We start from the raw sequence: 21,991 nt of genomic DNA, 5'->3' as shown, positions 1-21,991 counted from the left end.
CTCCGATTTTAATAAGCCGCTTGCAGCGTTCCTTTCCAGATGGAAAGCTGAGGGCTGATACTGTGAAGGTATTCAACGCTACTCGGTGTATCTTTTCCAACCCAGACACCCATTGTGTACGTATCTGTCAGGCCGACGAACCACATATCATGATAATCATTTGAGGTTCCCGTTTTTCCGCCGATATAAGGCGCATTAAAATATGCTTTTTTCCCTGTCCCGCTTTTGACAACGGAAGACATCAGTTTTTTCAGCTGCATGTTTGTGCGGACGCTGAATATTTGTGTCGCTTTGTCATTCCATTTATAAATCGTTTTTCCTTTTAAATCCGTCACTTTTGTAATCGCGTGGCTCGGCGTGTAGCTGCCGCTGTTGCCGAATGTTGTATACGCCTTTGTCATCTCGAGAGGCGTCATGCCGTGTGTAAATCCGCCAAGCGCCGCCGGCAGCAGATAGTCGCTGTTGACAAGCTTTGAAAAATGATACGGTTCAATATAGCTGAAAGCTTTTTGGATGCCTACACGGTCCAGCATTCTGATGGCTGGTGTATTATACGAGTTTTTAAACGCTGTATCAAGCGTCACTGTGCCGTATGTGCGGTTATTGTAGTTTTGCGGACAGTAATCCCTGCTGCAAAATTTGCCGGCATCAATTGTGCTGCTTGCTGTCGCACCTGTCTGTTCAATATAAGGTCCGTAATCGAGAAGCGGTTTAATGGATGACCCCGGCTGTCTGTATGCTTGGTAGGCACGGTTAAAATCATACTTATGATAGTTTTTTCCGCCGGATAGAGCGACAACTTGATGCGTCTGGTGATTAATAACAGCCGCTCCGCCCTGTACGCCCGCATACGGCAGTTTCGAATTCATTTGTGCCACGACTTGATTTTGCATGTACGGATCAAGTGCGGTATAAATTTTTACGCCGTCTTTCAGAAGTGTGCTGACTCTAGCGGACAGCTCGTTTTCTATTTTGTCTTTTTGTTTTCCTGACGCTCTTTGAAGACGCTTATCATAACCTTCAGATTCAGACACGAGTTGAGTGAATTCATCATTTACGTAGGAAACGTAGTCTGGAAATTTGTCTTCTTTCTCCTCGACATCCAGTTTGATTTTTTGTTTTACGGCTTTCTTCAGCTCTTTGTCCGTTATAACCCCGGCATTTTTTAACCCTTTAAGCAAGCGTTCTTGACGGCTTTTCGTGTAGTCAAAATGCTTGAGAGGATCATATAATGTAGGGTTATTAGGTATAGCGCAAATAAAAGCCATTTCTCCCAGTGTGAGAGATTTCAGCGGTTTGCTGAAATAAAATTCAGCAGCTGATCCGACGCCATAAACACCGTTATTAAAATAAATCGTATTTAAGTAGGCTTCAAGAATCTCATTTTTTGTATACTTTTTCTCAAGCTGATAGGAGTACGCGAGCTCAGTCAGTTTGCGGCTGAAAGAGCGCTCGTGGCTCAAATACAAGTTTCTTGTAAGCTGCTGTGTGATGGTGCTGGCCCCTTGGTCAATCTTTTTGTCCTTCACGTTGGAAGCGGCCGCCCGCACCATCCCCATAAAGTCAAAGCCTTTATGTTCGTAAAAATGGCGGTCCTCGGAAGTTAAAAATATCTGTTTGACTTCTTCGGGTATCTTGTTGAAGGGAACCAGCACTCGGTTCTCATCATCGCTGACGATTTCCGAGACCAGAGACCCGTCCCTGTCGTACATGTAGCTGTTTTGAACAAGGCTGATCTCTTTCAAATCAATATTCTTATCAAGCACCTGATCCAGGGACTTCATTTGTTTTACTTCTTTTCCGGAAGCGATAACTGTAAATGCAAACAATGGGATTATGCAAAGGAGCAAAATCCATCCGATAATTTTTCGTAACATGGTCACTCTCTTTTCTCCTAAATTCTAGCCATATCGTACCATTCTTTTGAGTTTACGAGAAGGTTAAATTTAGAAGACTCCTCAATTTTTGCTGAAAATCAGCTTGCTTTGGCATACGATTCTTTTTGGAATTTCTTCATGATCCAAAGCAGGCAGGCACCTGAGAAAAAGAGAAATGCTGTGACATAAAAGGCTGCAGAGATATTGAAGTGACTCGATATAATACCGCCGAGAAGAGGTCCGAGAACGTTTCCTAAAAAGCGAAAGCTGACATTGTAGCCGAGGACTTCTCCTTGGATGGAGCCGGGAGCCTGAACGCGGATTGCCGCTGTGATGCATGGAAGAAGGCCGCCCATCGCCATCCCGAATAAAAACCTGAAAACAAGAAGCACACTGAATGAAGACGCGAGTGCCTGCGGAATAAAAAATAAAGAGGCGGCGATTAAAAGCCCGATTAAGATGCGGCGGTGGCCGTAGCGGTCTCCTAAATCTCCCCATTTTCTTGCCAGCAGCAAACTGCCGAGTCCGGTTGCCGAAAATGCCATGCCGGAGAAAAAGGCTAGATTGGCAGGTCCGTGCAGCTCGTTTACATATAAAGCGAGCAACGGCTGGATACTGAAATTTCCTGTTTGAATCAGCATGGTTAACAGCATCATGACCCAAAGCGCGGGCTGGTGAAATATATAGGAGAGCACTTCTTTTCTCGTATAAGACTGACGTTTATTCATCTTCTCTGTGAGCGGCTGTTCTTTGACCCCGAATAACACGAGAAGAACGGCCAAGAAAATTACAAAGGATGTGATAAAAAAGGTATACGTAAAGCCGAAGTGGTCAGCAAGCACGCCTCCCAAAAGCGGGCCGAACAAGCTTCCGGATACTTGCCCCATTTGGAGCGTGCCAAGCGTTTTGCCGGCTGAGCTTTTAGGCGTCTGCGCGGAAATCATTGCAAGGGATGTCGGAATAAATCCGGTTACAAGCCCCATAGCCATACGCAGAAAAAACAATTGATAAACCGATGTGACAAAGCCCATTAATAAAATGCTGACGGCTATGCCGATTCCGGTTGTCAAAAGGATTTTCTTGTAACCGCGTTTGTCTCCGAACCGCCCCCAGAACGGGGATACCAAAAAAGCCATTAAAAATGTAATGCCGAACACATAACCGCTCCACCTTTGCACAAAGCCGTTGGAAAAGGTGCTGAGCGTCTCAATATACAAGGAGAGAAAAGGAATGATCATTGTGGTGCTGGCTGATACAAAGAAATTCGCCAGCCACACAATGACAAAGTTTTTCTTGCGGATAGAAATAACATCACCTTCTTATTATTTCGGGTTCCTTACTAATTATAAAGAAACAGTGCACCATTTAAAAGAAACCATGCGGTTGGGAAATTTCATTATTTTTAGAAAATGAAGAAATGAAGAGAAGGAGAATCGATATACTATAAAGATAGCATTCTTCTGATCGGAGGAAAGGTAGGTGTAAAAATAGTGGAGGCAGGCAACTTACTCATTATTGATTTCGAATTTACGATGCCCGAAGGAAAATACAGTCCGCAAAATTTTTTTCCGGAAATCATAGAAGCAGGAATTGTAAAGTCGGTTAATGGTGAAGTAGTTGAGACGTTTTCAAGTTATATTAGGCCGAAAAAATTCCCCAAGCTGACGAAGCGCTGTAAATCATTTTTAAACATTACGCAAAACCAAGTAGATGAGGGGATGAGGTTCGAGGACTTTATCCGTAAATTAAATGAGCTTGACCCTGAAAAAAATTGCACGATCATCACGTGGGGAAACATGGATATGAAAGTGCTGAAGCAAAATTGTATGTTTAACCATATTCCTTTCCCGTTTAAAGGGGAGATGAGAGATTTATCTCTTGAATATAAAAACTTTTTTGGAGACCGGACACTGACTGGCTTGTGGAAGGCTGCGGAAGAGTACGGAGATAAGGGAACCGGCACCCATCATAAGGCGCTTGACGATGCTCTTACAGCCTATAAGCTTTTTAAGCTTGTCGAGCAGGATAAGCAGTACCTAGAAAAACCAAAACCGCCGACAATCGGCGAGAGGATTGATTTATCTGAACTATTCCGGCGCGCAACATAAAAAACCCAATCTTTTGTCAGACTGGGTTATGGCCGGGTAAAGTATTCTTTTTCTAAAACGTCCAGATTGTTCAGGGATCGCTTTGCCCATTGTGAATCATCTCCGGCCAGTTTGGCTCTCAGCTGTGCAACCGCTTCCCGCAAAGACTCGTTATAATCCGGCACTTCACTGTCATAGGGCTTCACCATATGATGGGGGATATTAGTCTGTTCGCCGAAAGCAAGCGCTCTTCTTTCATGGAATAACGGCACATCTGCCTGTTTTGGATGATGAAGGTCTCCTTGAGCGGGATGGGTGAGAACCGCCTTAATTTTGACTAAATAATGCTGCGGTCTGCAATCTGTAATTTCTCCTATGTATGCACCTGTTTTGTAAAATCCTTTTACGATAGAGCCTTTCTCAAATGTACTCATCTGTTATCACCTCGCATTCATTCTATAAAAGTTCCAATTGATTTGCTAGTGAGGAAGGTCGGCGGGGAGCTTGATCGTCACAATGGTTCCTCTTTGAAAGCTGCTGCTGAACGAAATGGTTCCGTGGTGATGTTCAATGATGGAAAACGTCACAGTCAGCCCAAGTCCCGTTCCATTCGTTTTTAAAGAATAATAAGGTTCACCCAGCTTCTGCATTTGGTGATCCGTCATGCCGACACCGTTATCTGAGATTTTGATTACAATTATATGGCCGATTTTTTTCGCTGAAACTTGGATGACGCCTTTACCCGTAGGAACGGCTTCAATGCTGTTTTTCATGAGGTTGATCACAGCCTGCTTCAGCTTTGTTGCATCCCCGTAAACCAAAAGGTCCGGCTCAGCGTCCGCCTCTACTGTCACAGATTTATAATTGGCATACGAAATCATAAGGGAGCTCGTCTCTTTGATAAGAGAAGATAGATCAAAAATCTCTTTTTCGTACAATTGCTGTTTGGCGATATCAAGATAATTTGTAATAATGCCCTGAGCCCGGTCAAGCTCTGACAGCACAAGCTTTTGATAATCCGCACTGGATTTGTTTTGAAGGGATTCATCATTAAAAAGCAGCTGGACAAATCCCCGGACAACTGTCAGCGGATTTCTTACTTCATGAGCCACACTTGCCGCAAGTTCACTCACAATTTCCATTTTTTCCGAATGGATAAGCTGGGAACGCAGGGCGATATTTTCTGCGATGCTTTCTATCAGATAAATGCTTAAAAGAAGAACGGTGCAGCGGAACAGACCTGAGACAGCTGCCTCATAATATATCATTTCTGAATTTTGAAAATTTAAAATATTCACGGCAGAAAAAACCAAGATGGAGGCGAAAAATAAGAAGATCTCCAAGCAACCGATGAATAAAGACAGCAGCAGTTTTCTCGCTTTGGACATGAATGGCCACTTTTTTTGAAGTAGAGTTGGAATGATGATATGAAAAGGCAGCAAAGCGTATACAAAAATGGCGGAAGGCTCAAAAAACAGCAGTTCAAAACATAAGACGGATGCGGCGACTGTTAGCCCGGAAGCAGTGTTTATATACAATAAACAAATGATGACAGGAATGATTTGAAGGCCATATTGGATGTAGTCCATTTCCTGTATAGGGAATATAATGCATAAAACTGAGGCGCCGCATGCAAATATCGTGACCAATACGTTGTTGATTTTTGGTACAATGATCGACGGTTTTCCAAGCCAAAACACTTGGTAAAGAAGAATAGGAAACAAAATAAAGCAGATATGTAGGAGATAGTCTTTTAGAATTTCCATTCGAGTGAAATCCTTTCGTATAAAATATGAATCTATTATAACACTTATCATTAGAAGTAAAATACAAAATTTCTTAATAAAGAACGCCTTTACGATTGATACGTAAAGGCGTTTGTGACGAATATTTACTCTAACGCTGTTTTTATTCGGCGCAGTCCGTCCTGCAAGGTTGCCAGAGGGCATCCTGCATTCAAACGCATAAATCCTTCTCCGCCAGGGCCGTATTTCGTGCCGGGCTCTAAAATAATTTTCCCTTTGTGCAGCATCTTTTGCTGCAGCTCTGCATCAGACAAGCCATATGCGCGGAAATCGAGCCAGATCAGGTAAGACGCATCAGGCTTCATCATCTTGACATTCGGGAGCTCGCTGGTCAAAAAGGCTGCAGCCTCGTCCATGTTTTTCTCAAGATAAGAAATCAGTTCATCGAGCCACGGCCCGCCTTTTGAGTAAGCGGCTTCGATTGCGCTTACGGCAAACGCGTTTAATCCGCCTAAACCGTTCCGCTGCAGGCTGGCTGAAAATTTGGCGCGCTTCAGCCGGTCTGGAATAATGATTGCAGACGCCTGCAAACCCGCGATATTAAACGTTTTGCTAGGTGCCGCGCAAGTCACAGAAATCTCAGCGAAATCGTCAGAAAGAGAGGCAAACGGCGTATGGTCATTACCGTACAGCATCAAATCGGAATGAATTTCATCTGACACGACTGTAACGCCGTGTTCAAGGCATAATTCGCCGAGCTTCAATAAATCTTCCCGGCCCCATGCCCGCCCTGAAGGATTATGCGGATTGCATAAAATAAACAATTTTACGCTCGGATCACTGATTTTTGTTTTCAAATCTTCAAAATCCATTACATAAGTTCCGTCTTTTTCTTTAAGCGGATTATGTAAAATACGCCGGCCGTTTTTCTCAATCATATGGTAAAAAGGCGTGTAAACAGGGGATTGGACAATCACTTGATCCTTTGGTTCTGTAAAAGCCTGAACCGCCATGCTTAAAGCTGTGACCACCCCGGGACTGAATGTAATGCTTTCCGGGTTCACCTTCCAGCTGTGCCGGTTATGCATCCATGCACACACTGCATCTTTTGTTCTCTGATCTGGCGCTGTATATCCGAAAATCCCTTGTTCTAGGCGCTGTTTTAATGCTTCTGTTATGGCTTCCGGCGCACGAAAATCCATATCCGCCACCCACATCGGGAGGGCGTCTGTCACGCCGAATAATTCGCCTGTCTTGTCCCATTTGAGGGATTGGGTGCCGAGGCGCTGTTCTTGTTTATCAAAGTTCATTCTGTTTCCACCTCTTATGTATGTTTATTTTTCTTAGCGTAACTATGATAAAATAGATCTGCAAATTTTATTATAAGCGGTGATGAAAATGGAAGAAAGTCAAGCGGTCAGGGAAATGATCAATGTCATTGCCAAATGGGACCCGTTTAAATATGGTGAAGATTTTTATGAAACGGAGGCTGTTGATGTCGTTCAGGCCGTCTATGATGAAGACGATCCTAAAGTGTTAGCGAAAAGCATACAGCATATTTTCGAAGCTTCTTTTGAACAAACACTTCCGATCGACAGCTGCCTGAATGTGGCTGGACAGCTGCTGTTCATTAAAGACAGCAGCTCTTGCACGCCTTGAAAAACCGGTATACAAACCGGTTTTTTTATTCTGTGATAAACTCTGCAATTCGTTCGGAAACGAATTCTGGGCGTTCCTCCGGCACCAAATGGCCTGTTTCCCGCAATGAATACAGTTTGGAATCCGGCAGGTCATGGTGCAGACGTTCGCCGATTTTCACCGGAACCACCTTGTCTTCTTCGCCCCAAATCAATAAGGCGGGTTTGTTCATTTTTTTCAATTCCTCAGACTGTAAATCTCCTTCCCTGTGCCGGATGAACTTTGTCATAGCTTTGAAAATCTGTTCATCTTGAAAAGGTTTGCCGTAGCCGTCAATCATCTCCTCGTCAATCAGCGATTTGTTGTGGACGACATTTAATAAGTTTTTCATCACGCCTTCTTTGGAAAGCCAGCGTTTGATATAAAGATGAAAATATGGGAGGTGAGTCCCGAAGATAATCGTCGGGTGTGAGCGTTTTAAATAACCTGAACTGCAAAGAAGCACAATCTTCGAGAAGAGCTCAGGCTTTAATAGAGCAGCCGACAGCGATATCTGCCCTCCCATCGAATGCCCGACAAGCGCCGCCTGTTTGACTTGCAAGTGCTCCAGGAGTCCGATGATAAGCATAGCGAGGTTTTGATAGGTATATCTAAATGTCCTTGATTTTTCTGATTGGCCGAAAGGAGGCAAATCGAGCGCGATGATGTCATACTGGTCCCGAAGCAATGGGATTAATTTTCTGAAGCTGAAAGCAGAAGATAAAAAACCGTGTACGCAGACAATTGTTTGTTTGCCCGGGTTTTGATAGTGCTCATAATATACATTTACGCCTCCGACTTTAATACGCCTTATTGGTGTAACCGCCTCCATTTTGCCGTCACTCCCTTCATAGGATGTACTGTATTATGCCCTGAAATTGTCAGTTCTAGCGGAAGTTTCTCCTCGTTTTTTCTTAGCATTCGTCAAAAAACGTGATATAATGTCATGAAGATTTCTTGACATTGCAAAGGTGTGAAATGAATGAAATTGACCGATAAAGAAACAGAAATATTAGAAATTTTAGACGAAAACAGCCGCGCCGACCTGGAAACAATCGCAAAAATGGCCGGTATCCCTGTAAATGAAGTAAAAGCGATCATTGACAAATTGGAAAAAGAAAAGGTTATTATTGATTATTCCGCTATGATCGACTGGCGGAAAGTGGACGGCCATGAAGGCGTGACTGCCATGATTGATGTTAAAGTCACTCCAAAGCGCGGAGTCGGTTTTGACGAAGTGGCGGAGCGGATTTACCGATTCCAAGAGGTAGAATCAGTCTACCTGATGTCAGGCGTATACGACCTGTCTGTCGTGATCCGCGGCAATTCAATGTCTGACGTTGCGCGTTTTGTATCTGATAAACTGTCAACTCTTGATTCAGTTGTGTCTACGACAACACATTTTATCCTGAAAAAATACAAGCACGACGGCAAAGTATTTGAAACGGGAGACGACGACAAAAGAATCGTGGTGTCACCGTAAATGACTTCTTATTTATCCGATTATGTAAAACAAATAAAACCATCCGGCATCCGCAGATTCTTTGATTTGGCGGCAACGATGGAAGGGGTTATTTCTTTAGGAGTCGGAGAACCTGACTTTGTAACGGCTTGGAATGTCCGGGAAGCAAGCATTCTTTCCCTTGAACAAGGGTATACGTCATATACCGCTAATGCAGGTTTATACTCATTGCGAGAGGAAATCAGCCGTTATGTAAGCAGCCGGTTTAATCTTACATACTCACCTGACGATGAATTGATTGTGACGGTAGGGGCGAGCCAGGCTTTGGATATTGCAATCCGCGCCATTGTAAATCCGAGTGAGGAAGTGATTATTCCAGAACCGTGTTTTGTGGCGTATGAATCGCTTGTCTCTTTGACAGGCGGCGTTCCGGTTCATGTCCATACGACGGCTGATAAAGGATTTAAAGCGACGGCTGAGGATTTTGAAGCGGCAGTGACCGAAAAGACAAAGGCTATTCTCATTTGTTCGCCTTCGAATCCGACCGGCTCGGTTTACTCAAAGAAAGAGTTGCATGAAATTGCTGAGTTTGCCAAAAAACATGATTTAATCGTACTGGCCGACGAGATTTATGCGGAACTGACATACGATGAGGAATTCACGAGCATAGCAGCATTACCGGGGATGAAAGAGCGGACGGTTGTCATTTCAGGATTTTCAAAGGCGTTTGCCATGACAGGCTGGAGACTCGGTTTTGCCGCGGCGCCTTCAGAAATTCGCAACGCGATGCTTAAAATCCATCAGTATGCGATGATGTGCGCGCCTGCAATGGCGCAATACGCAGCGCTTGAAGGGTTAAAAAACGGAATAGAAGATGTAGAAAAGATGAAAAAGAGCTACCGCAGAAGACGTAATTTGTTTGTCGAAACGCTTAATGAAATCGGTCTCAGCTGCCACCATCCGAGCGGTGCTTTTTATGCTTTCCCATCCATCAAAAGCACTGGGATGAGCTCAGAACAGTTTGCCGAGGAGCTCTTGCTGCAGGAAAAAGTAGCCGTTGTTCCGGGTAATGTATTTGGGCCGAGCGGAGAAGGATATATCCGCTGTTCATATGCGACATCAATTGAACAGCTGCAAGAAGCATTGGTCAGAATGAAACGCTTCTTACACAAAACAACATAAAAAAAGATACGAACTTTTTGTTCGCATCCAATAAAAGGGGGAATACTAGAAAGCCTTTGGTATTTGCAGTATACCCTCTTTTTGATATGCTTAAACCTGATATCATATAAAAAAGTTTTCTTTGCGGAAATGAGACATGTATGATATAATTTTAAATTGCGTATAAACTGATATTTAATTTAACTTAGGAGTTGTTATGAATGGCAGCAAAATTTGAAGTGGGCAGTGTTTACACTGGCAAAGTTACAGGATTACAAGCGTATGGTGCGTTTGTTGCATTAGATGAAGAGACTCAAGGTCTGGTACACATTTCTGAAGTAACTCATGGTTTCGTAAAAGACATCAACGAGCACCTTTCTGTTGGTGACGAAGTACAAGTAAAAGTACTAGCTGTTGACGAAGAAAAAGGAAAAATCAGCCTTTCTATTCGTGCGACACAAGCTGCGCCTGAGAAAAAAGAAAGCAAACCAAGAAAACCTAAATCAGCACAAGTGAGCGAAGAAGCTTCTGCACCACAAGGTTTCAACACATTAAAAGATAAGCTTGAAGAGTGGATCGAAATGTCCAATCGCAAAGATCTTATCAAAAAGTAAGCATGAAAAAGCACCGGACAGGAATGTTCGGTGCTTTTTTTTATCCTATCGCATTTCAGGCTTCGCTGCTTCTTCTCGTGAAGCTTCTTCGTTTGGCTTAAACAGCAGACCGAGGTTGATTAAGCCGGCGATTCCGACGAGTCCGTAAATGATACGGGAAAGGGCTGACCCTTGGCCGCCAAAGATGGCTGCTACTAAATCAAATTGGAAAAATCCGATCAGTCCCCAGTTAATAGCGCCAATGATCGTTAATACAAGACAAATTCTCTGAATAGTACTCATGTTTACAACCTCCTCCATGAATTATTAAAACAGTTATAGATTGTGACATATTGGAGAATCTATACATGCATTCTCCATATTGTGAGAAGCCGGACGAAACGGCTCAAACTCAGCTTGTATCTGTTCCATTCCCAGCATCTTGCAAATGAAAACTGTCTGATACGCTGAAAACAGAACGAGCTGATTGCTTTACATGGAGCGCAGGCATTCTGCATAATAAAAATCTAAGGAGGAGATGTCATGCAAAACTTTACATATTGGAACCCGACGAAATTAATTTTCGGCCGCGGCGAAGTTGAAAAACTCCCGGAGGAACTGAAACCTTACGGAAAAAATGTATTGTTAGTCTACGGAGGCGGAAGCATTAAACGCAGCGGCCTTTATGACCAAGTGATGGAACAGCTGAATAAAGCCGGTGTCACGGTACATGAATTAGCAGGCGTAGAGCCGAACCCGCGTGTGTCGACTGTTAATAAAGGTGTTGCGATCTGCAAAGAAAACAACATTGATTTCTTATTGGCTGTCGGCGGCGGCAGTGTCATCGACTGTGCAAAGGCGATTGCTGCGGGGGCAAAGTATGATGGTGACGCGTGGGATATCGTAACGAAAAAACACCAGCCGAAGGAAGCTTTACCGTTTGGAACTGTTTTGACTCTCGCCGCAACTGGCTCTGAAATGAACTCAGGTTCAGTTATCACAAACTGGGAAACAAAAGAGAAATATGGCTGGGGAAGCCCGCTCGTGTTCCCTAAGTTCTCCATTTTGGATCCAGTGAACACGTTTACTGTTCCTAAAAATCACACGATCTACGGAATGGTTGATATGATGAGCCACGTGTTTGAGCAATACTTCCACCATGTATCAAACACACCTTACCAGGATCGCATGTGCGAATCGCTCTTACGCACAGTCATCGAAACAGCGCCTAAGCTGATCAATGATCTTGAAAATTACGAACTGCGTGAAACGATTCTTTACACAGGGACAATCGCTTTAAACGGTATGCTGTCAATGGGTGCAAGAGGGGATTGGGCCACTCATAATATAGAACATGCGGTTTCAGCCGTTTACGATATTCCGCATGCCGGCGGACTCGCAATACTCTTCCCGAACTGGATGAGACATACATTGTCAGAAAACCCGGCTCGCATGAAGCAGCTGGCGGTTCGTGTGTTTGGTGTGGAGGAAGCTGGAAAATCAGATGAGGAAATCGCGCTTGAAGGTATCGACAAGCTGTCTGCTTTCTGGACAAGCCTAGGCGCTCCAAATCGACTGGCTGATTACGATATTAATGACGAACAGCTCGACACAATTGCCGACAAGGCAATGGCCAACGGTACGTTCGGCCAGTTTAAATCACTACACAAAGAAGATGTACTTGCTATCTTAAAAGCATCTCTATAACAAAAGGGGAAACAGCTGATCAGGCTGCTTCCCTTTTTCTTTGAACTTATGTTACAATTGTTAACCTGTTTTTTGATACAGCACTATATGGAGGTTTTACAATGGAAAATTTCACTTATTATAACCCGACGAAACTGATCTTCGGAAAAGGTCAGCTTGAACAATTAAGAAAAGAATTAAAGCAATACGGTAAAAATGTTCTGCTTGTCTACGGAGGCGGAAGCATTAAACGTAATGGCCTTTATGACCAAGTAACAGACATATTAAAAGAAGAAGGCGCGGCTGTCCATGAACTGTCAGGGGTCGAGCCGAACCCGCGTCTTGCGACTGTGGAAAAAGGCATTGACCTATGCAGACAGCATGATATTGATTTTCTGCTTGCTGTGGGTGGCGGAAGTGTCATTGACTGCACAAAAGCGATCGCTGCAGGAGTGAAATACGACGGAGACGCTTGGGACATATTCAGCAAGAAAGTAACAGCCGAGGATGCACTGCCGTTTGGTACAGTTCTAACCCTTGCTGCCACAGGTTCTGAAATGAACCCTGACTCTGTGATTACAAACTGGGAAACAAATGAGAAATTTGTATGGGGAAGCAATGTAACTCATCCGCGGTTCTCGATTTTAGACCCTGAAAATACGTTCACAGTGCCTGAAAATCAAACGGTTTACGGCATGGTTGACATGATGAGCCACGTGTTTGAACAATACTTCCATAATGTCGAAAACACACCGCTGCAAGACAGAATGTGCTTTGCCGTTCTGCAGACGGTAATCGAAACAGCTCCAAAACTATTGGAGGATCTGGAAAATTATAAACATCGTGAGACGATTCTATATGCAGGCACTATCGCTCTGAATGGCACGCTTCAAATGGGCTACTTCGGCGACTGGGCTTCTCACACAATGGAGCATGCCGTATCAGCTGTATATGATATTCCGCATGCCGGCGGACTTGCGATCCTGTTCCCGAACTGGATGAGATACACGCTTGATACGAATGTCGGCCGCTTTAAAAACCTCATGCTCAATATGTTTGACATTGATACAGAGGGCAAAACGGATAAAGAAATTGCGCTTGAAGGTATCGACAAGCTGTCTGCGTTCTGGACAAGTCTGGGTGCGCCTTCCCGTCTATCCGACTATGAGATCGGAGAAGAAAAACTGGAACTGATTGCTGATATCGCAGCCAAAGAAATGGAGCACGGCGGCTTCGGCAACTTCCAAAAACTGAACAAAGATGACGTGCTTGCCATCCTTCGCGCGTCACTCTAATGTCAAAGGACGGAATGCAGTCATTCTGTCCTTTCTTCTTGACTTGATTTCACGGATAAGTTCATATAAAGTGAAAGATGAAAACATTATACCGTTATGGAGGGACAAGCAATGACGCATGTACGCTTTGACTACTCAAAAGCGTTGACTTTCTTCAACGAACATGAACTTACATATTTGCGCGACTTTGTAAAAACAGCACACCATAATATTCATGAAAAAACAGGCGCGGGCAGCGATTTTCTAGGCTGGGTGGACCTCCCTGAACATTATGATAAAGAAGAATTTGCGCGTATTAAAAAAAGCGCGGAAAAAATCAAATCTGACTCTGATGTATTGCTTGTTGTCGGTATCGGCGGTTCTTACCTCGGCGCGCGGGCAGCGATTGAAGCGCTTAATCACGCGTTTTACAATACACTGCCAAAAGCAAAACGAGGCAATCCGCAAGTCATTTTCATCGGAAACAACATCAGTTCATCATATATGAGAGATGTCATGGATCTTCTCGAAGATGTTGACTTCTCCATTAACGTCATCTCTAAATCAGGTACAACAACTGAGCCTGCAATCGCTTTCCGTATTTTCCGCAAGCTTCTGGAAGAGAAATACGGCAAGGAAGAAGCGAAAGCGCGGATTTATGCGACAACTGATAAAGAGCGCGGCGCGTTAAAAACACTTTCTAACGAAGAAGGCTTCGAATCATTTGTCATTCCTGATGATGTCGGCGGACGATATTCTGTCTTAACAGCTGTTGGTCTCCTTCCGATTGCTGTCAGCGGCGTCAACATTGACGACATGATGAAAGGCGCATTTGATGCGAGCAAGGATTTTGCCACATCAGAATTGGAAGAAAACCCTGCATACCAGTATGCGGTCGTTCGCAATGTGCTTTACAATAAAGGCAAAACGATTGAAATGCTTATCAACTATGAGCCGGCGCTTCAATATTTTGCGGAGTGGTGGAAGCAGCTGTTCGGCGAAAGTGAAGGCAAAGACGAGAAGGGCATTTATCCTTCTTCTGCCAACTATTCAACAGACCTTCACTCATTAGGACAGTACGTACAGGAAGGCCGCAGAGACTTGTTCGAAACGGTGCTGAATGTTGAAAAACCTAAACACGAGCTGACAATCGAAGAAGCGGATAGCGATCTTGACGGCTTAAACTATTTAGCCGGAAAAACGGTAGACTTCGTTAACAAAAAAGCATTCCAAGGTACAATGCTGGCTCATACAGACGGAAACGTTCCAAACTTAATCGTCAACATTCCTGAGCTGAATGCATATACTTTTGGATATCTTGTTTATTTCTTCGAAAAAGCCTGCGCGATGAGCGGATATCTCCTCGGCGTCAATCCTTTTGACCAGCCTGGAGTAGAAGCATATAAAGTCAATATGTTTGCATTGCTTGGCAAACCTGGCTTTGAAGAGAAAAAAGCTGAGCTTGAAAAACGTCTCGAAGATTAATGTAAGAAAGCTGACTGGCATTAGCCGGTCGGCTTTTTATCAAATCAGAAAGGTGCTGATGTTCATGAAACAAATCGTCAAACATCTCATCATTGCGGGCTTATCGGCAGCAGTTTTCGTTATTCTCATATCCTTTGATGCCGTGAATACAGAGTTTTCTTCCCACCTTGGCGGCACACTCTCACACTTTTTTATCCACACCTTTCTTCTGATCGGGCTTCCGCTTGCCATTTTTACTGATGCAGTACATCAGATTTTGCAATTGAAGCGTTCTCACACCCTTTTAACAAAGTTAGGACTCTATGCGGCTGTTGTATATGTTTCATGGGAATCTGCGGCGGGGATTGCTGCAGCGATAACTGTTTACTTCTTAATTGAATGCGCTTTCTTTTCGGTTGGCCGGGCAAAGGAAAAAACAATTTCCATGTAATCAACCTCTGAATGAAGTCTTGTGCGGCAGGACAGGATAAATGAAAAAAGGGGCAGTTTGATGATTACAATACCTTCCGCGATAGATGGGCAGCCTTTTTTGCTTCAGGAGCTGGAACAAGTCATGAAGCCGCTCGGTTATGTGATAAACGGCGGCTGGGAGTACGATCACGGCTATTTTGATTATAAAATTGATGATAAAGACGGATATTTGTTTTTAAGAATTCCCGTCAATGCCATACAAGGCAGTCTCGATGAACGCGGGGCAGCTGTCCGTATCGGAACTCCGTTTATGCTGAGGCAGGTGTTCCAGGCAGGCCTTGATGATCATGCTGAAGGAGGGCCGTTTCAATCGCTGTTTAATCAATTTTCTGAACCCGAAAGACGGGACGCGGAAATTGATCCGGCGTATTTGGATATCGGCGCCTCCCTTGTCAAAGAGCTGGAGGATGTTCTGCTGGGTTAAAGCGCAAGGAACTGATCTGTTTCAAGCACTTTATATGAAAGAGGAGGGGTAATCATAGGCCCTTCCTCTTTTTGTATGCCGATAATGGTGGTGTTGTGATCTAGAAAATAGAGGACGCATGTTTTATAAGCGGCGCCCTGCAGCTCAGAAGGAACCGAAATCAGCCGCACTTTTTTATCGAGTGTCAGCTCAATTAAGCTTTGCGGTTTAGACAGCTGCAATTTGACTCGGTAATGTTCCAGCATCACGCGGCTTAAGAGCTGAGATGTCCCGATAATTTTATTAGCGCCTGCCCGTTCTGCATTGGTGACAAAGCGGTCAGTCAGAATTTCGACAATACAGTAAGCCAGCGGATTCAATCCTTTGACTGATAAAAGAATCAGCACTGACAGCATGTCCGCCTCCGCTTCACTTTTATATTGGTCGGCGGTGACCATAACTGTGTCCGCCTCAGTAATATTGGCTCGTTTCAGCGTTTCATCATCTGCGGCGTGTCCGCGTATGAAATGGACATTTTCAATGAGCGGCCCTTCTTTTAACGTTTCATCAATCAGAACAACTGTCTTGGAGGGCGCCGCCAGCTGAAGCTCTCTCAAAAGGCGATTTGATTTTTCATTCCAGCCGATAATAATGACATGGCCCCGTCCTTTGTAAGCGACCTTCCCCTCTATGTAGCGGTGCTGTTTACTGAAAGCGGCAGCGGATAAGGTGGCAAAGTAAGCAGTGACAAAGCTTGCCCCGATTAATATCAGCAGCATTCCGGCTACTTGACCAAGCGGCGTGTGCGGCACATAATCCCCGTAGCCTACTGTTGAGACGGTAACCACGGCCCACCAAATACCTTCGAAGACAGAAGTAAACTGCTTGGGCTCAAGTAAATAAATGATTTGCCCGAACAAAAGAACTAGAAAAAGAATGATCAGCCCGATTCGGATAAATAACGGCCACCTCAGCCATGAGATAAAGATCCGATTTGACTTCATTCTTTTTCTCCTTCTTCAGATAATGAAATAGATAAAATCTGTTTGATAATTGTGTTCAGCTTCTCATTTAGCTTTTCCTGGCCGTACAGGTCGCGGGCCTGCTTCATGAGATCAGCTGTATCGTCTTCCAGCTGAATAAGGGGTTCATCGATTTCAGATTCATTATAAAACTGGATAAATACGTCCAGTCCTTCATTCATTCGGTCAATCGCTGTACTCAGCTGTTCCTTTTCCTCACTCGTCACTTTCATGTTCATCACACCCGTGCTCTTTTTATAACAGTATGTCCTACTTCCGGTGTTGTTTTTCAAAAAATGAACTAAAACATATAAAACCGGTTTTCTCCATAAACTAAAACAAATCAGCGAAAAAAGGTGGAACAGATGACGATCATTCAGAGAACCGTTGTGGTTTTGATCGGTACGCAGCTTGCGGCATCCGCAGTGATTTTGTTTATTTTCGACTTGAATGCGTACAATCACTTTTCCGATAGCTTCTCATGGCATCATTTTTTGAATAAGCTGATTGGAGGCTTTTCTTTTTATTTGTTTTCGGCCGGCTTGTTCCTTTTGCTTATCGGAATGTGTGCACCGAGACGGAAGAAAAAGCGCATTTCTGTACACGAGAAAGAAAACTCATTAAAATAATCGTAATAAAGAAACATACGATCTTTAAAAAAGGATGATGAAGCATGCTGTTTATATTTTTAACAATAGCCGCATTGGGATTGTCGTTTTGGGCACAATTTAAAGTAAAGAGCAACTTTGAAAAATATTCAAAAGTGGAAGCCTCAAGCGGTCGAACAGGGGCAGAAACCGCAAGACGGATTTTAGATATAAACGGTCTTTACGACGTGCCGGTTGAACCGGTAAGAGGCGCTTTAACAGACCATTACGACCCGACAAGACGGGTGGTGCGTTTATCTGAGCCGGTTTATTACGGCCGCTCAATTTCCGCCATATCCGTTGCTTCCCATGAAGTCGGACATGCCTTGCAGCATCAGGAATCATATGGTGCGCTTGTGCTGAGACATAAAATGTTCCCCGTTGTGAATTTTGCATCCGGAGTGGCTCCTTTGCTTTTTTTGGGGGGCATGCTTCTTGGCAGTCTGAACCTCATCGGGCTCGGCATCATTCTGTTTTCAGCCGCTGTCTTTTTCCAGCTGATCACACTGCCTGTTGAATTCAATGCAAGTTCACGCGCGAAGCAAATTATTGTGTCTGAAGGATTCATTCGAAACAACGAAGAACACGGTGTAAATAAAGTGCTGAGTGCCGCTGCATTGACGTATGTGGCCGCCGCGCTGGTTTCCCTGTTTGAACTTCTTCGGTTTGTGATGATCTTCTTAAACGGTCGTAATGAGAATTAACGTTAAGGAGGTGGCCCCTTACCATTTACGGTAAGGGCTTTTTTTGCTTATTCTACAATTGGTAGCCATTTTTGTTTTGATTGGCATTACGGCTGTTTTTGTTGCAGCGGAATTTGCGATTGTTAAGATTCGGGGTTCGAAAATCAATCAGCTCATGGAAAGCGGTGACAGCCGTGCGCTTGCCGTACACAAAATCATTTCTAATCTAGACGAGTATTTATCAGCCTGCCAGCTCGGGATTACGATCACGGCGCTCGGCCTCGGGTGGCTCGGTGAACCAACATTGGAGCACATCCTTCATCCCTTATTTACAATGACGGGTATGCCGGAACCCATCAATCACATCGTCACCTTTATTGTTGCATTTATTATCGTCACTTTTTTGCATGTGGTGATGGGAGAGCTTGCGCCGAAGACGGTTTCGATTCAAAAGGCGGAGGCCGTCAGTTTATGGATCGCAAAGCCGCTGATCTGGTTTTATAAAATCATGTATCCGTTTATCAAAGCTTTGAACGGCTCTGCGAGTTTTCTTGTGAAGCTGTTTGGGTTTCATTCAGTAAAGGAGCATGAGGTTGTCATCAGTGAGGAAGAACTGAGGCTGATCCTGTCAGAAAGCTATGAAAAAGGGGAAATCAACCAGTCCGAATTTCGCTATGTGAATAAGATTTTTGAATTCGACAACCGCGTGGCGAGAGAAATTATGATTCCGCGAACAGAAATCGCTGTCATTTCTCTGGAGCAGTCGCTTGAAGAGGCGATTCATCTCATCATTAACGAACGGTATACACGGTATCCTGTCATCAAAGAAGATAAGGATCATATTTTAGGGATTATCAACAGCAAAGATATGTTTAAAGCGTATTTTCTAGGCCAGCCGATTAAACTGAAGCAAATTATGAGACCTGTCATCAGGGTCATTGAAAGCATTCCTGTTCAGGAGCTTTTAATCCGCATGCAGAAGGAACGGATTCATATGGCCATTCTCGTAGATGAATACGGGGGTACGGCGGGGCTTGTCACTGTCGAGGATATTATCGAAGAAATTGTCGGGGAAATCCGTGATGAATATGACCAGGATGAAACGCCGCATATTTTGAAAAAGGGCGAGCACCATTATGTGATGGATGGAAAAGCGCTAATAGATGAAGTGAATGACCTGCTCGACATTGCCATTGAGAATGAAGAAATTGATACGATTGCAGGCTGGCTTCTGACGCAAAAAATGGAGCTGAAAGCAGGAGATGTGATACAGGCCGAGGGCTGCGAGTTTAAAATCCTCGATGCTGAAGACCATCATATTCGATTTGTCGAAATCAAAAAAACAGAGTTTTAATCAAAAACAGCCGGCTAGACGCGGCTGTTTTTTTGAGCATTCAAAGAAAAACCGGACCAAAGGCTTCTGAAACATTGATCAGTCTTTTGTCATCGGCAAGAGGTTTTTTTCTGAAAAAATGAATGCTTCAATGGCCTTTTTCTACATAAGATATAAAACACACAGGAAGGAGTGGCTGTATGAAAAAGGCTTGGTGGAAGGAAGCGGTGGTCTACCAAATTTATCCCCGAAGCTTCAAAGATTCAAACAGCGATGGTATCGGGGATATTCAAGGAATCAGGTCCAAGCTTCCGTACATAAAAGAACTAGGTGCCAATGTGATTTGGATTTGCCCCTTGTACGACTCACCCAATGCGGATAACGGCTATGATATTAGAGATTACAAAAACATATTGAGCGATTTCGGCACAATGGCAGATTTTGATCAGCTGCTTCATGATACTCATGAGCTTGGCATGAAGCTCATTATGGATCTTGTCGTGAATCATACAAGTGATGAACATCCATGGTTCATTGAATCACGTGCATCTTTACAATCCCAAAAACGTGACTGGTATATTTGGAAGGACGGGAAAGACGGAAAAGAGCCGAACAATTGGGAAAGCATTTTCGGCGGATCGGCTTGGGAGTATGATCAACAGACAAGCCAGTACTATCTCCATCTTTTTGATAAAAAGCAGCCTGATCTGAACTGGGAAAATGTAGAGGTAAGAAACACCGTTTATGACATGATCAATTGGTGGCTTGATAAAGGCATAGACGGATTTCGGGTGGATGCCATTTCTCATATTAAGAAAAAAGAAGGGCTGCCTGATCTGCCGAATCCGAAAGGGCTGTCCTATGTTCCATCCTTTCCTTATCATATGAATGCTGAGGGTATTTTAGATTTTTTAACAGAACTGAAGGAAAACACATTTTCCCGCTATCCGATCATGACGGTCGGAGAGGCAAACGGTGTCGCGGCAAAGGAGGCGGCTGAGTGGGTGGGAGAGGAATCCGGCATTTTCAGCATGATTTTTCAATTTGAACATCTCGGCCTGTGGGATATAGAGATAAATGAAACCATCGATATCGCTGCTTTCAAACGAATTTTAACAGAGTGGCAGAACAGTTTGGAGGGAATCGGCTGGAACGCTTTGTTCATGGAAAACCATGATCAGCCTCGTTCTGTTTCTGTATGGGGAGACGACGGGAATTTCTTAAAGGAAAGTGCAAAAGCGCTCGCCGCTGTTTATTTTCTGATGAAAGGTACGCCGTTTATTTATCAGGGACAGGAAATCGGCATGACCAATGTGGCGTTTCCTTCCATTGAGGATTATGATGATGTCGCGATGAAGCGGCTGTATGACATTGAGACCGCAAAAGGCGCTTCTCATGAGGAAGTAATGAAGATTGTCTGGAAAAAGGGAAGAGACAATTCACGAACCCCCATGCAATGGAATGCTTCTTCTCACGCTGGGTTTTCTGATGCCAAGCCATGGCTTGGGGTAAATGACAATTACACATGGCTGAACGCCGAGGCGCAACTAAACGATAACACATCTGTCTATCACTTTTACAAAAGCTTGATCAAACTCCGCCAAACATATGATGTATTTATTTATGGCCAATACGAGCTGATTCTGCCGGAAGATCAGCAAATCTTTGCATACCTTCGCAAAAACGAGAGCCAAACGGCACTGATTGTGGCAAATCTGACGGGTTCGCCGGCGTTCTGCAGATATCCCGCATTGCCGTTATCCACTGACAAACTCCTCCTGTCAAATATGGAAACAGAACCGCACAAGCATACGACATCACTGCTGTTAAAACCTTATGAAGCCAGAGTATACCTATGGCAATAAAACTCCGGCAAAAAGCTGGAGTTTTTGTTTTCTTCAGGTTTATGAGCCTGATGTAACAGGAAAAAAAGAACACAGAACGAATATGCAAAGAGAAGGGGAATTGAAAGGAGAAACGATATGCTGAAAACACTGCAAATCAAAACAAACAAAAGAGATGAAATGATTGAAATCACTCACGAGGTGGAAGCGTTTCTCCAAGAAACAGGGGTGGCAAACGGGGCAGCGCTGATTTACTGTCCGCATACGACGGCAGGCATTACAATTAATGAAAATGCCGATCCCGATGTGAAAAGAGATATGCTCCGAAGATTTGATGAGATTTATCCATGGGATCATGAGCTGGACCGCCATATAGAAGGCAATACAGCTGCACATATGAAGTCCAGTACGGTAGGCGCTTCACAGCATGTCATAATTGAAAATGGGCGGCTCATTCTCGGGACGTGGCAAGGTATTTATTTCTGCGAATTTGACGGCCCGCGTCACCGAACATGCCATATCAAAATTATGGATTAACAGG

At 44.0% G+C, this 21,991-nt stretch carries 25 protein-coding genes; 16 read left to right on the top strand and 9 right to left on the bottom strand.

The genetic code is table 11. The features are described from left to right. Positions 1-8: 8 nt before the first annotated feature. Positions 9-1,883, bottom strand: coding sequence for a transglycosylase domain-containing protein (locus NSU16_RS15480; RefSeq protein ID WP_339191416.1), 1,875 nt, complete (start codon positions 1,881-1,883; stop codon positions 9-11). 92 nt (positions 1,884-1,975) lie between these two features. Then, complete coding sequence (locus NSU16_RS15475; protein WP_326227688.1) at positions 1,976-3,115, bottom strand: multidrug efflux MFS transporter; 1,140 nt, start codon at positions 3,113-3,115, stop codon at positions 1,976-1,978. Between NSU16_RS15475 and NSU16_RS15470 the strand changes: the two genes are divergently transcribed. Continuing rightward, positions 3,087-3,290 (top strand): hypothetical protein, encoded by a 204-nt coding sequence (locus NSU16_RS15470; protein ID WP_026014598.1) that lies wholly within the window; start codon positions 3,087-3,089, stop codon positions 3,288-3,290. The genes NSU16_RS15475 and NSU16_RS15470 overlap by 29 nt on opposite strands. Before the next feature lie 77 nt (positions 3,291-3,367). Continuing rightward, positions 3,368-3,985, top strand: a complete 618-nt coding sequence (gene kapD, locus NSU16_RS15465; RefSeq protein WP_010331666.1) for a 3'-5' exonuclease KapD — start codon at positions 3,368-3,370, stop codon at positions 3,983-3,985. Positions 3,986-4,011: 26 nt separating this feature from the next. On the opposite strand, the gene NSU16_RS15460 is transcribed toward kapD, so the two are convergent. The 3 genes from NSU16_RS15460 to NSU16_RS15450 form a co-directional block, all read right to left on the bottom strand. After that, on the bottom strand, positions 4,012-4,398 hold the full coding sequence (locus tag NSU16_RS15460; RefSeq protein ID WP_339191413.1) for a kinase-associated lipoprotein B: 387 nt from the start codon (positions 4,396-4,398) through the stop codon (positions 4,012-4,014). Between the two features lie 45 nt (positions 4,399-4,443). Next, positions 4,444-5,730: a HAMP domain-containing sensor histidine kinase gene (locus NSU16_RS15455; protein ID WP_010331664.1), complete on the bottom strand. Its 1,287-nt coding sequence runs from the start codon at positions 5,728-5,730 to the stop codon at positions 4,444-4,446. A 125-nt stretch (positions 5,731-5,855) separates the two neighbouring features. Further along, complete coding sequence (locus tag NSU16_RS15450; protein WP_168748632.1) at positions 5,856-7,019, bottom strand: MalY/PatB family protein; 1,164 nt, start codon at positions 7,017-7,019, stop codon at positions 5,856-5,858. Positions 7,020-7,107: 88 nt separating this feature from the next. Here NSU16_RS15450 and NSU16_RS15445 point away from each other — a divergent pair, with 88 nt between their 5' ends. After that, positions 7,108-7,368, top strand: a complete 261-nt coding sequence (locus NSU16_RS15445) for a YugE family protein (protein ID WP_010331662.1) — start codon at positions 7,108-7,110, stop codon at positions 7,366-7,368. A gap of 25 nt (positions 7,369-7,393) precedes the next feature. On the opposite strand, the gene NSU16_RS15440 is transcribed toward NSU16_RS15445, so the two are convergent. After that, on the bottom strand, positions 7,394-8,218 hold the full coding sequence (locus NSU16_RS15440; protein ID WP_268448463.1) for an alpha/beta hydrolase: 825 nt from the start codon (positions 8,216-8,218) through the stop codon (positions 7,394-7,396). Positions 8,219-8,368: 150 nt separating this feature from the next. Here NSU16_RS15440 and NSU16_RS15435 point away from each other — a divergent pair, with 150 nt between their 5' ends. The 3 genes from NSU16_RS15435 to yugI all read left to right on the top strand — a co-directional run bounded on the left by NSU16_RS15435 (position 8,369) and on the right by yugI (position 10,623). Next, complete coding sequence (locus tag NSU16_RS15435) at positions 8,369-8,869, top strand: Lrp/AsnC family transcriptional regulator (protein WP_010331660.1); 501 nt, start codon at positions 8,369-8,371, stop codon at positions 8,867-8,869. Beyond that, positions 8,870-10,030, top strand: a complete 1,161-nt coding sequence (locus NSU16_RS15430; protein ID WP_339191412.1) for an aminotransferase — start codon at positions 8,870-8,872, stop codon at positions 10,028-10,030. Between the two features lie 200 nt (positions 10,031-10,230). Beyond that, complete coding sequence (yugI, locus tag NSU16_RS15425) at positions 10,231-10,623, top strand: S1 domain-containing post-transcriptional regulator GSP13 (RefSeq protein ID WP_010331658.1); 393 nt, start codon at positions 10,231-10,233, stop codon at positions 10,621-10,623. 45 nt (positions 10,624-10,668) lie between these two features. Here yugI and NSU16_RS15420 read toward each other — a convergent pair whose 3' ends face one another. Then, positions 10,669-10,905 (bottom strand): DUF378 domain-containing protein, encoded by a 237-nt coding sequence (locus tag NSU16_RS15420; protein ID WP_010331657.1) that lies wholly within the window; start codon positions 10,903-10,905, stop codon positions 10,669-10,671. 240 nt (positions 10,906-11,145) lie between these two features. Here NSU16_RS15420 and NSU16_RS15415 point away from each other — a divergent pair, with 240 nt between their 5' ends. The 5 genes from NSU16_RS15415 (at position 11,146) to NSU16_RS15395 (ending at position 15,942) form a co-directional block, all read left to right on the top strand. After that, the gene (locus NSU16_RS15415; RefSeq protein ID WP_010331656.1) at positions 11,146-12,309 is read left to right on the top strand and encodes an iron-containing alcohol dehydrogenase; all 1,164 of its coding nucleotides are present in this window, start codon (positions 11,146-11,148) and stop codon (positions 12,307-12,309) included. A gap of 101 nt (positions 12,310-12,410) precedes the next feature. Further along, the gene (locus NSU16_RS15410; protein ID WP_268471502.1) at positions 12,411-13,583 is read left to right on the top strand and encodes an iron-containing alcohol dehydrogenase; all 1,173 of its coding nucleotides are present in this window, start codon (positions 12,411-12,413) and stop codon (positions 13,581-13,583) included. Between the two features lie 111 nt (positions 13,584-13,694). Next, on the top strand, positions 13,695-15,047 hold the full coding sequence (locus tag NSU16_RS15405; protein ID WP_010331654.1) for a glucose-6-phosphate isomerase: 1,353 nt from the start codon (positions 13,695-13,697) through the stop codon (positions 15,045-15,047). A gap of 58 nt (positions 15,048-15,105) precedes the next feature. Next, positions 15,106-15,477, top strand: coding sequence for a hypothetical protein (locus NSU16_RS15400; RefSeq protein ID WP_339192700.1), 372 nt, complete (start codon positions 15,106-15,108; stop codon positions 15,475-15,477). A gap of 60 nt (positions 15,478-15,537) precedes the next feature. After that, complete coding sequence (locus tag NSU16_RS15395; protein WP_268448467.1) at positions 15,538-15,942, top strand: YugN-like family protein; 405 nt, start codon at positions 15,538-15,540, stop codon at positions 15,940-15,942. Here the strand turns inward: NSU16_RS15395 and NSU16_RS15390 are convergent. Both NSU16_RS15390 and NSU16_RS15385 read right to left on the bottom strand, forming a co-directional pair. Continuing rightward, the gene (locus tag NSU16_RS15390) at positions 15,939-16,925 is read right to left on the bottom strand and encodes a potassium channel family protein (protein WP_010331651.1); all 987 of its coding nucleotides are present in this window, start codon (positions 16,923-16,925) and stop codon (positions 15,939-15,941) included. The genes NSU16_RS15395 and NSU16_RS15390 overlap by 4 nt on opposite strands. Continuing rightward, complete coding sequence (locus NSU16_RS15385) at positions 16,922-17,176, bottom strand: protein mistic (protein ID WP_024122645.1); 255 nt, start codon at positions 17,174-17,176, stop codon at positions 16,922-16,924. Before NSU16_RS15385 ends, NSU16_RS15390 begins: the two co-directional genes overlap by 4 nt. 132 nt (positions 17,177-17,308) lie before the next feature. Here NSU16_RS15385 and NSU16_RS15380 point away from each other — a divergent pair, with 132 nt between their 5' ends. The 5 genes from NSU16_RS15380 to NSU16_RS15360 all read left to right on the top strand — a co-directional run bounded on the left by NSU16_RS15380 (position 17,309) and on the right by NSU16_RS15360 (position 21,987). Continuing rightward, a complete protein-coding gene (locus NSU16_RS15380) occupies positions 17,309-17,572 on the top strand; it encodes a hypothetical protein (RefSeq protein ID WP_010331649.1) in 264 nt (87 codons plus the stop codon). A 44-nt stretch (positions 17,573-17,616) separates the two neighbouring features. Then, positions 17,617-18,294 (top strand): zinc metallopeptidase, encoded by a 678-nt coding sequence (locus tag NSU16_RS15375; protein ID WP_010331648.1) that lies wholly within the window; start codon positions 17,617-17,619, stop codon positions 18,292-18,294. A 43-nt stretch (positions 18,295-18,337) separates the two neighbouring features. Continuing rightward, entirely contained in the window at positions 18,338-19,627 is a 1,290-nt protein-coding gene (locus NSU16_RS15370) for a hemolysin family protein (RefSeq protein ID WP_168748626.1), read from the top strand. Positions 19,628-19,806: 179 nt separating this feature from the next. Then, positions 19,807-21,471 carry an alpha-glucosidase gene (locus NSU16_RS15365; protein ID WP_339191410.1) on the top strand — a complete coding sequence of 555 codons (1,665 nt, stop codon included), beginning with the start codon at positions 19,807-19,809 and terminating at the stop codon, positions 21,469-21,471. A gap of 117 nt (positions 21,472-21,588) precedes the next feature. Beyond that, positions 21,589-21,987, top strand: coding sequence for a secondary thiamine-phosphate synthase enzyme YjbQ (locus NSU16_RS15360; protein WP_229149053.1), 399 nt, complete (start codon positions 21,589-21,591; stop codon positions 21,985-21,987). The last annotated feature ends 4 nt before the right edge of the window (positions 21,988-21,991 follow it).

The organism is Bacillus sp. FSL K6-1003 (assembly GCF_037964945.1).
Classification (GTDB): Bacteria; Bacillota; Bacilli; order Bacillales; family Bacillaceae; genus Bacillus; species Bacillus mojavensis.
Note: the sequence above shows the minus strand (reverse complement) of the source record. Positions and strands in the feature narration are given on the sequence as shown.

Excerpts from the sequence above, each read along its gene's own strand:
- NSU16_RS15420 (WP_010331657.1), bottom strand. The coding sequence starts at position 10,905 with ATGAGTACTATTCAGAGAATTTGTCTTGTATTAACGATCATTGGCGCT.
- yugI (WP_010331658.1), top strand. The coding sequence starts at position 10,231 with ATGGCAGCAAAATTTGAAGTGGGCAGTGTTTACACTGGCAAAGTTACA.
- NSU16_RS15395 (WP_268448467.1), top strand. The coding sequence starts at position 15,538 with ATGATTACAATACCTTCCGCGATAGATGGGCAGCCTTTTTTGCTTCAG.
- NSU16_RS15365 (WP_339191410.1), top strand. The coding sequence starts at position 19,807 with ATGAAAAAGGCTTGGTGGAAGGAAGCGGTGGTCTACCAAATTTATCCC.
- NSU16_RS15415 (WP_010331656.1), top strand. The coding sequence starts at position 11,146 with ATGCAAAACTTTACATATTGGAACCCGACGAAATTAATTTTCGGCCGC.
- NSU16_RS15400 (WP_339192700.1), top strand. The coding sequence starts at position 15,106 with ATGTTCATGAAACAAATCGTCAAACATCTCATCATTGCGGGCTTATCG.
- NSU16_RS15375 (WP_010331648.1), top strand. The coding sequence starts at position 17,617 with ATGCTGTTTATATTTTTAACAATAGCCGCATTGGGATTGTCGTTTTGG.
- NSU16_RS15455 (WP_010331664.1), bottom strand. The coding sequence starts at position 5,730 with ATGGAAATTCTAAAAGACTATCTCCTACATATCTGCTTTATTTTGTTT.
- NSU16_RS15460 (WP_339191413.1), bottom strand. The coding sequence starts at position 4,398 with ATGAGTACATTTGAGAAAGGCTCTATCGTAAAAGGATTTTACAAAACA.
- NSU16_RS15430 (WP_339191412.1), top strand. The coding sequence starts at position 8,870 with ATGACTTCTTATTTATCCGATTATGTAAAACAAATAAAACCATCCGGC.
- NSU16_RS15390 (WP_010331651.1), bottom strand. The coding sequence starts at position 16,925 with ATGAAGTCAAATCGGATCTTTATCTCATGGCTGAGGTGGCCGTTATTT.
- NSU16_RS15435 (WP_010331660.1), top strand. The coding sequence starts at position 8,369 with ATGAAATTGACCGATAAAGAAACAGAAATATTAGAAATTTTAGACGAA.
- NSU16_RS15445 (WP_010331662.1), top strand. The coding sequence starts at position 7,108 with ATGGAAGAAAGTCAAGCGGTCAGGGAAATGATCAATGTCATTGCCAAA.
- NSU16_RS15440 (WP_268448463.1), bottom strand. The coding sequence starts at position 8,218 with ATGGAGGCGGTTACACCAATAAGGCGTATTAAAGTCGGAGGCGTAAAT.
- NSU16_RS15450 (WP_168748632.1), bottom strand. The coding sequence starts at position 7,019 with ATGAACTTTGATAAACAAGAACAGCGCCTCGGCACCCAATCCCTCAAA.
- NSU16_RS15385 (WP_024122645.1), bottom strand. The coding sequence starts at position 17,176 with ATGAAAGTGACGAGTGAGGAAAAGGAACAGCTGAGTACAGCGATTGAC.
- NSU16_RS15410 (WP_268471502.1), top strand. The coding sequence starts at position 12,411 with ATGGAAAATTTCACTTATTATAACCCGACGAAACTGATCTTCGGAAAA.
- NSU16_RS15360 (WP_229149053.1), top strand. The coding sequence starts at position 21,589 with ATGCTGAAAACACTGCAAATCAAAACAAACAAAAGAGATGAAATGATT.
- NSU16_RS15380 (WP_010331649.1), top strand. The coding sequence starts at position 17,309 with ATGACGATCATTCAGAGAACCGTTGTGGTTTTGATCGGTACGCAGCTT.
- NSU16_RS15405 (WP_010331654.1), top strand. The coding sequence starts at position 13,695 with ATGACGCATGTACGCTTTGACTACTCAAAAGCGTTGACTTTCTTCAAC.
- NSU16_RS15475 (WP_326227688.1), bottom strand. The coding sequence starts at position 3,115 with ATGATCATTCCTTTTCTCTCCTTGTATATTGAGACGCTCAGCACCTTT.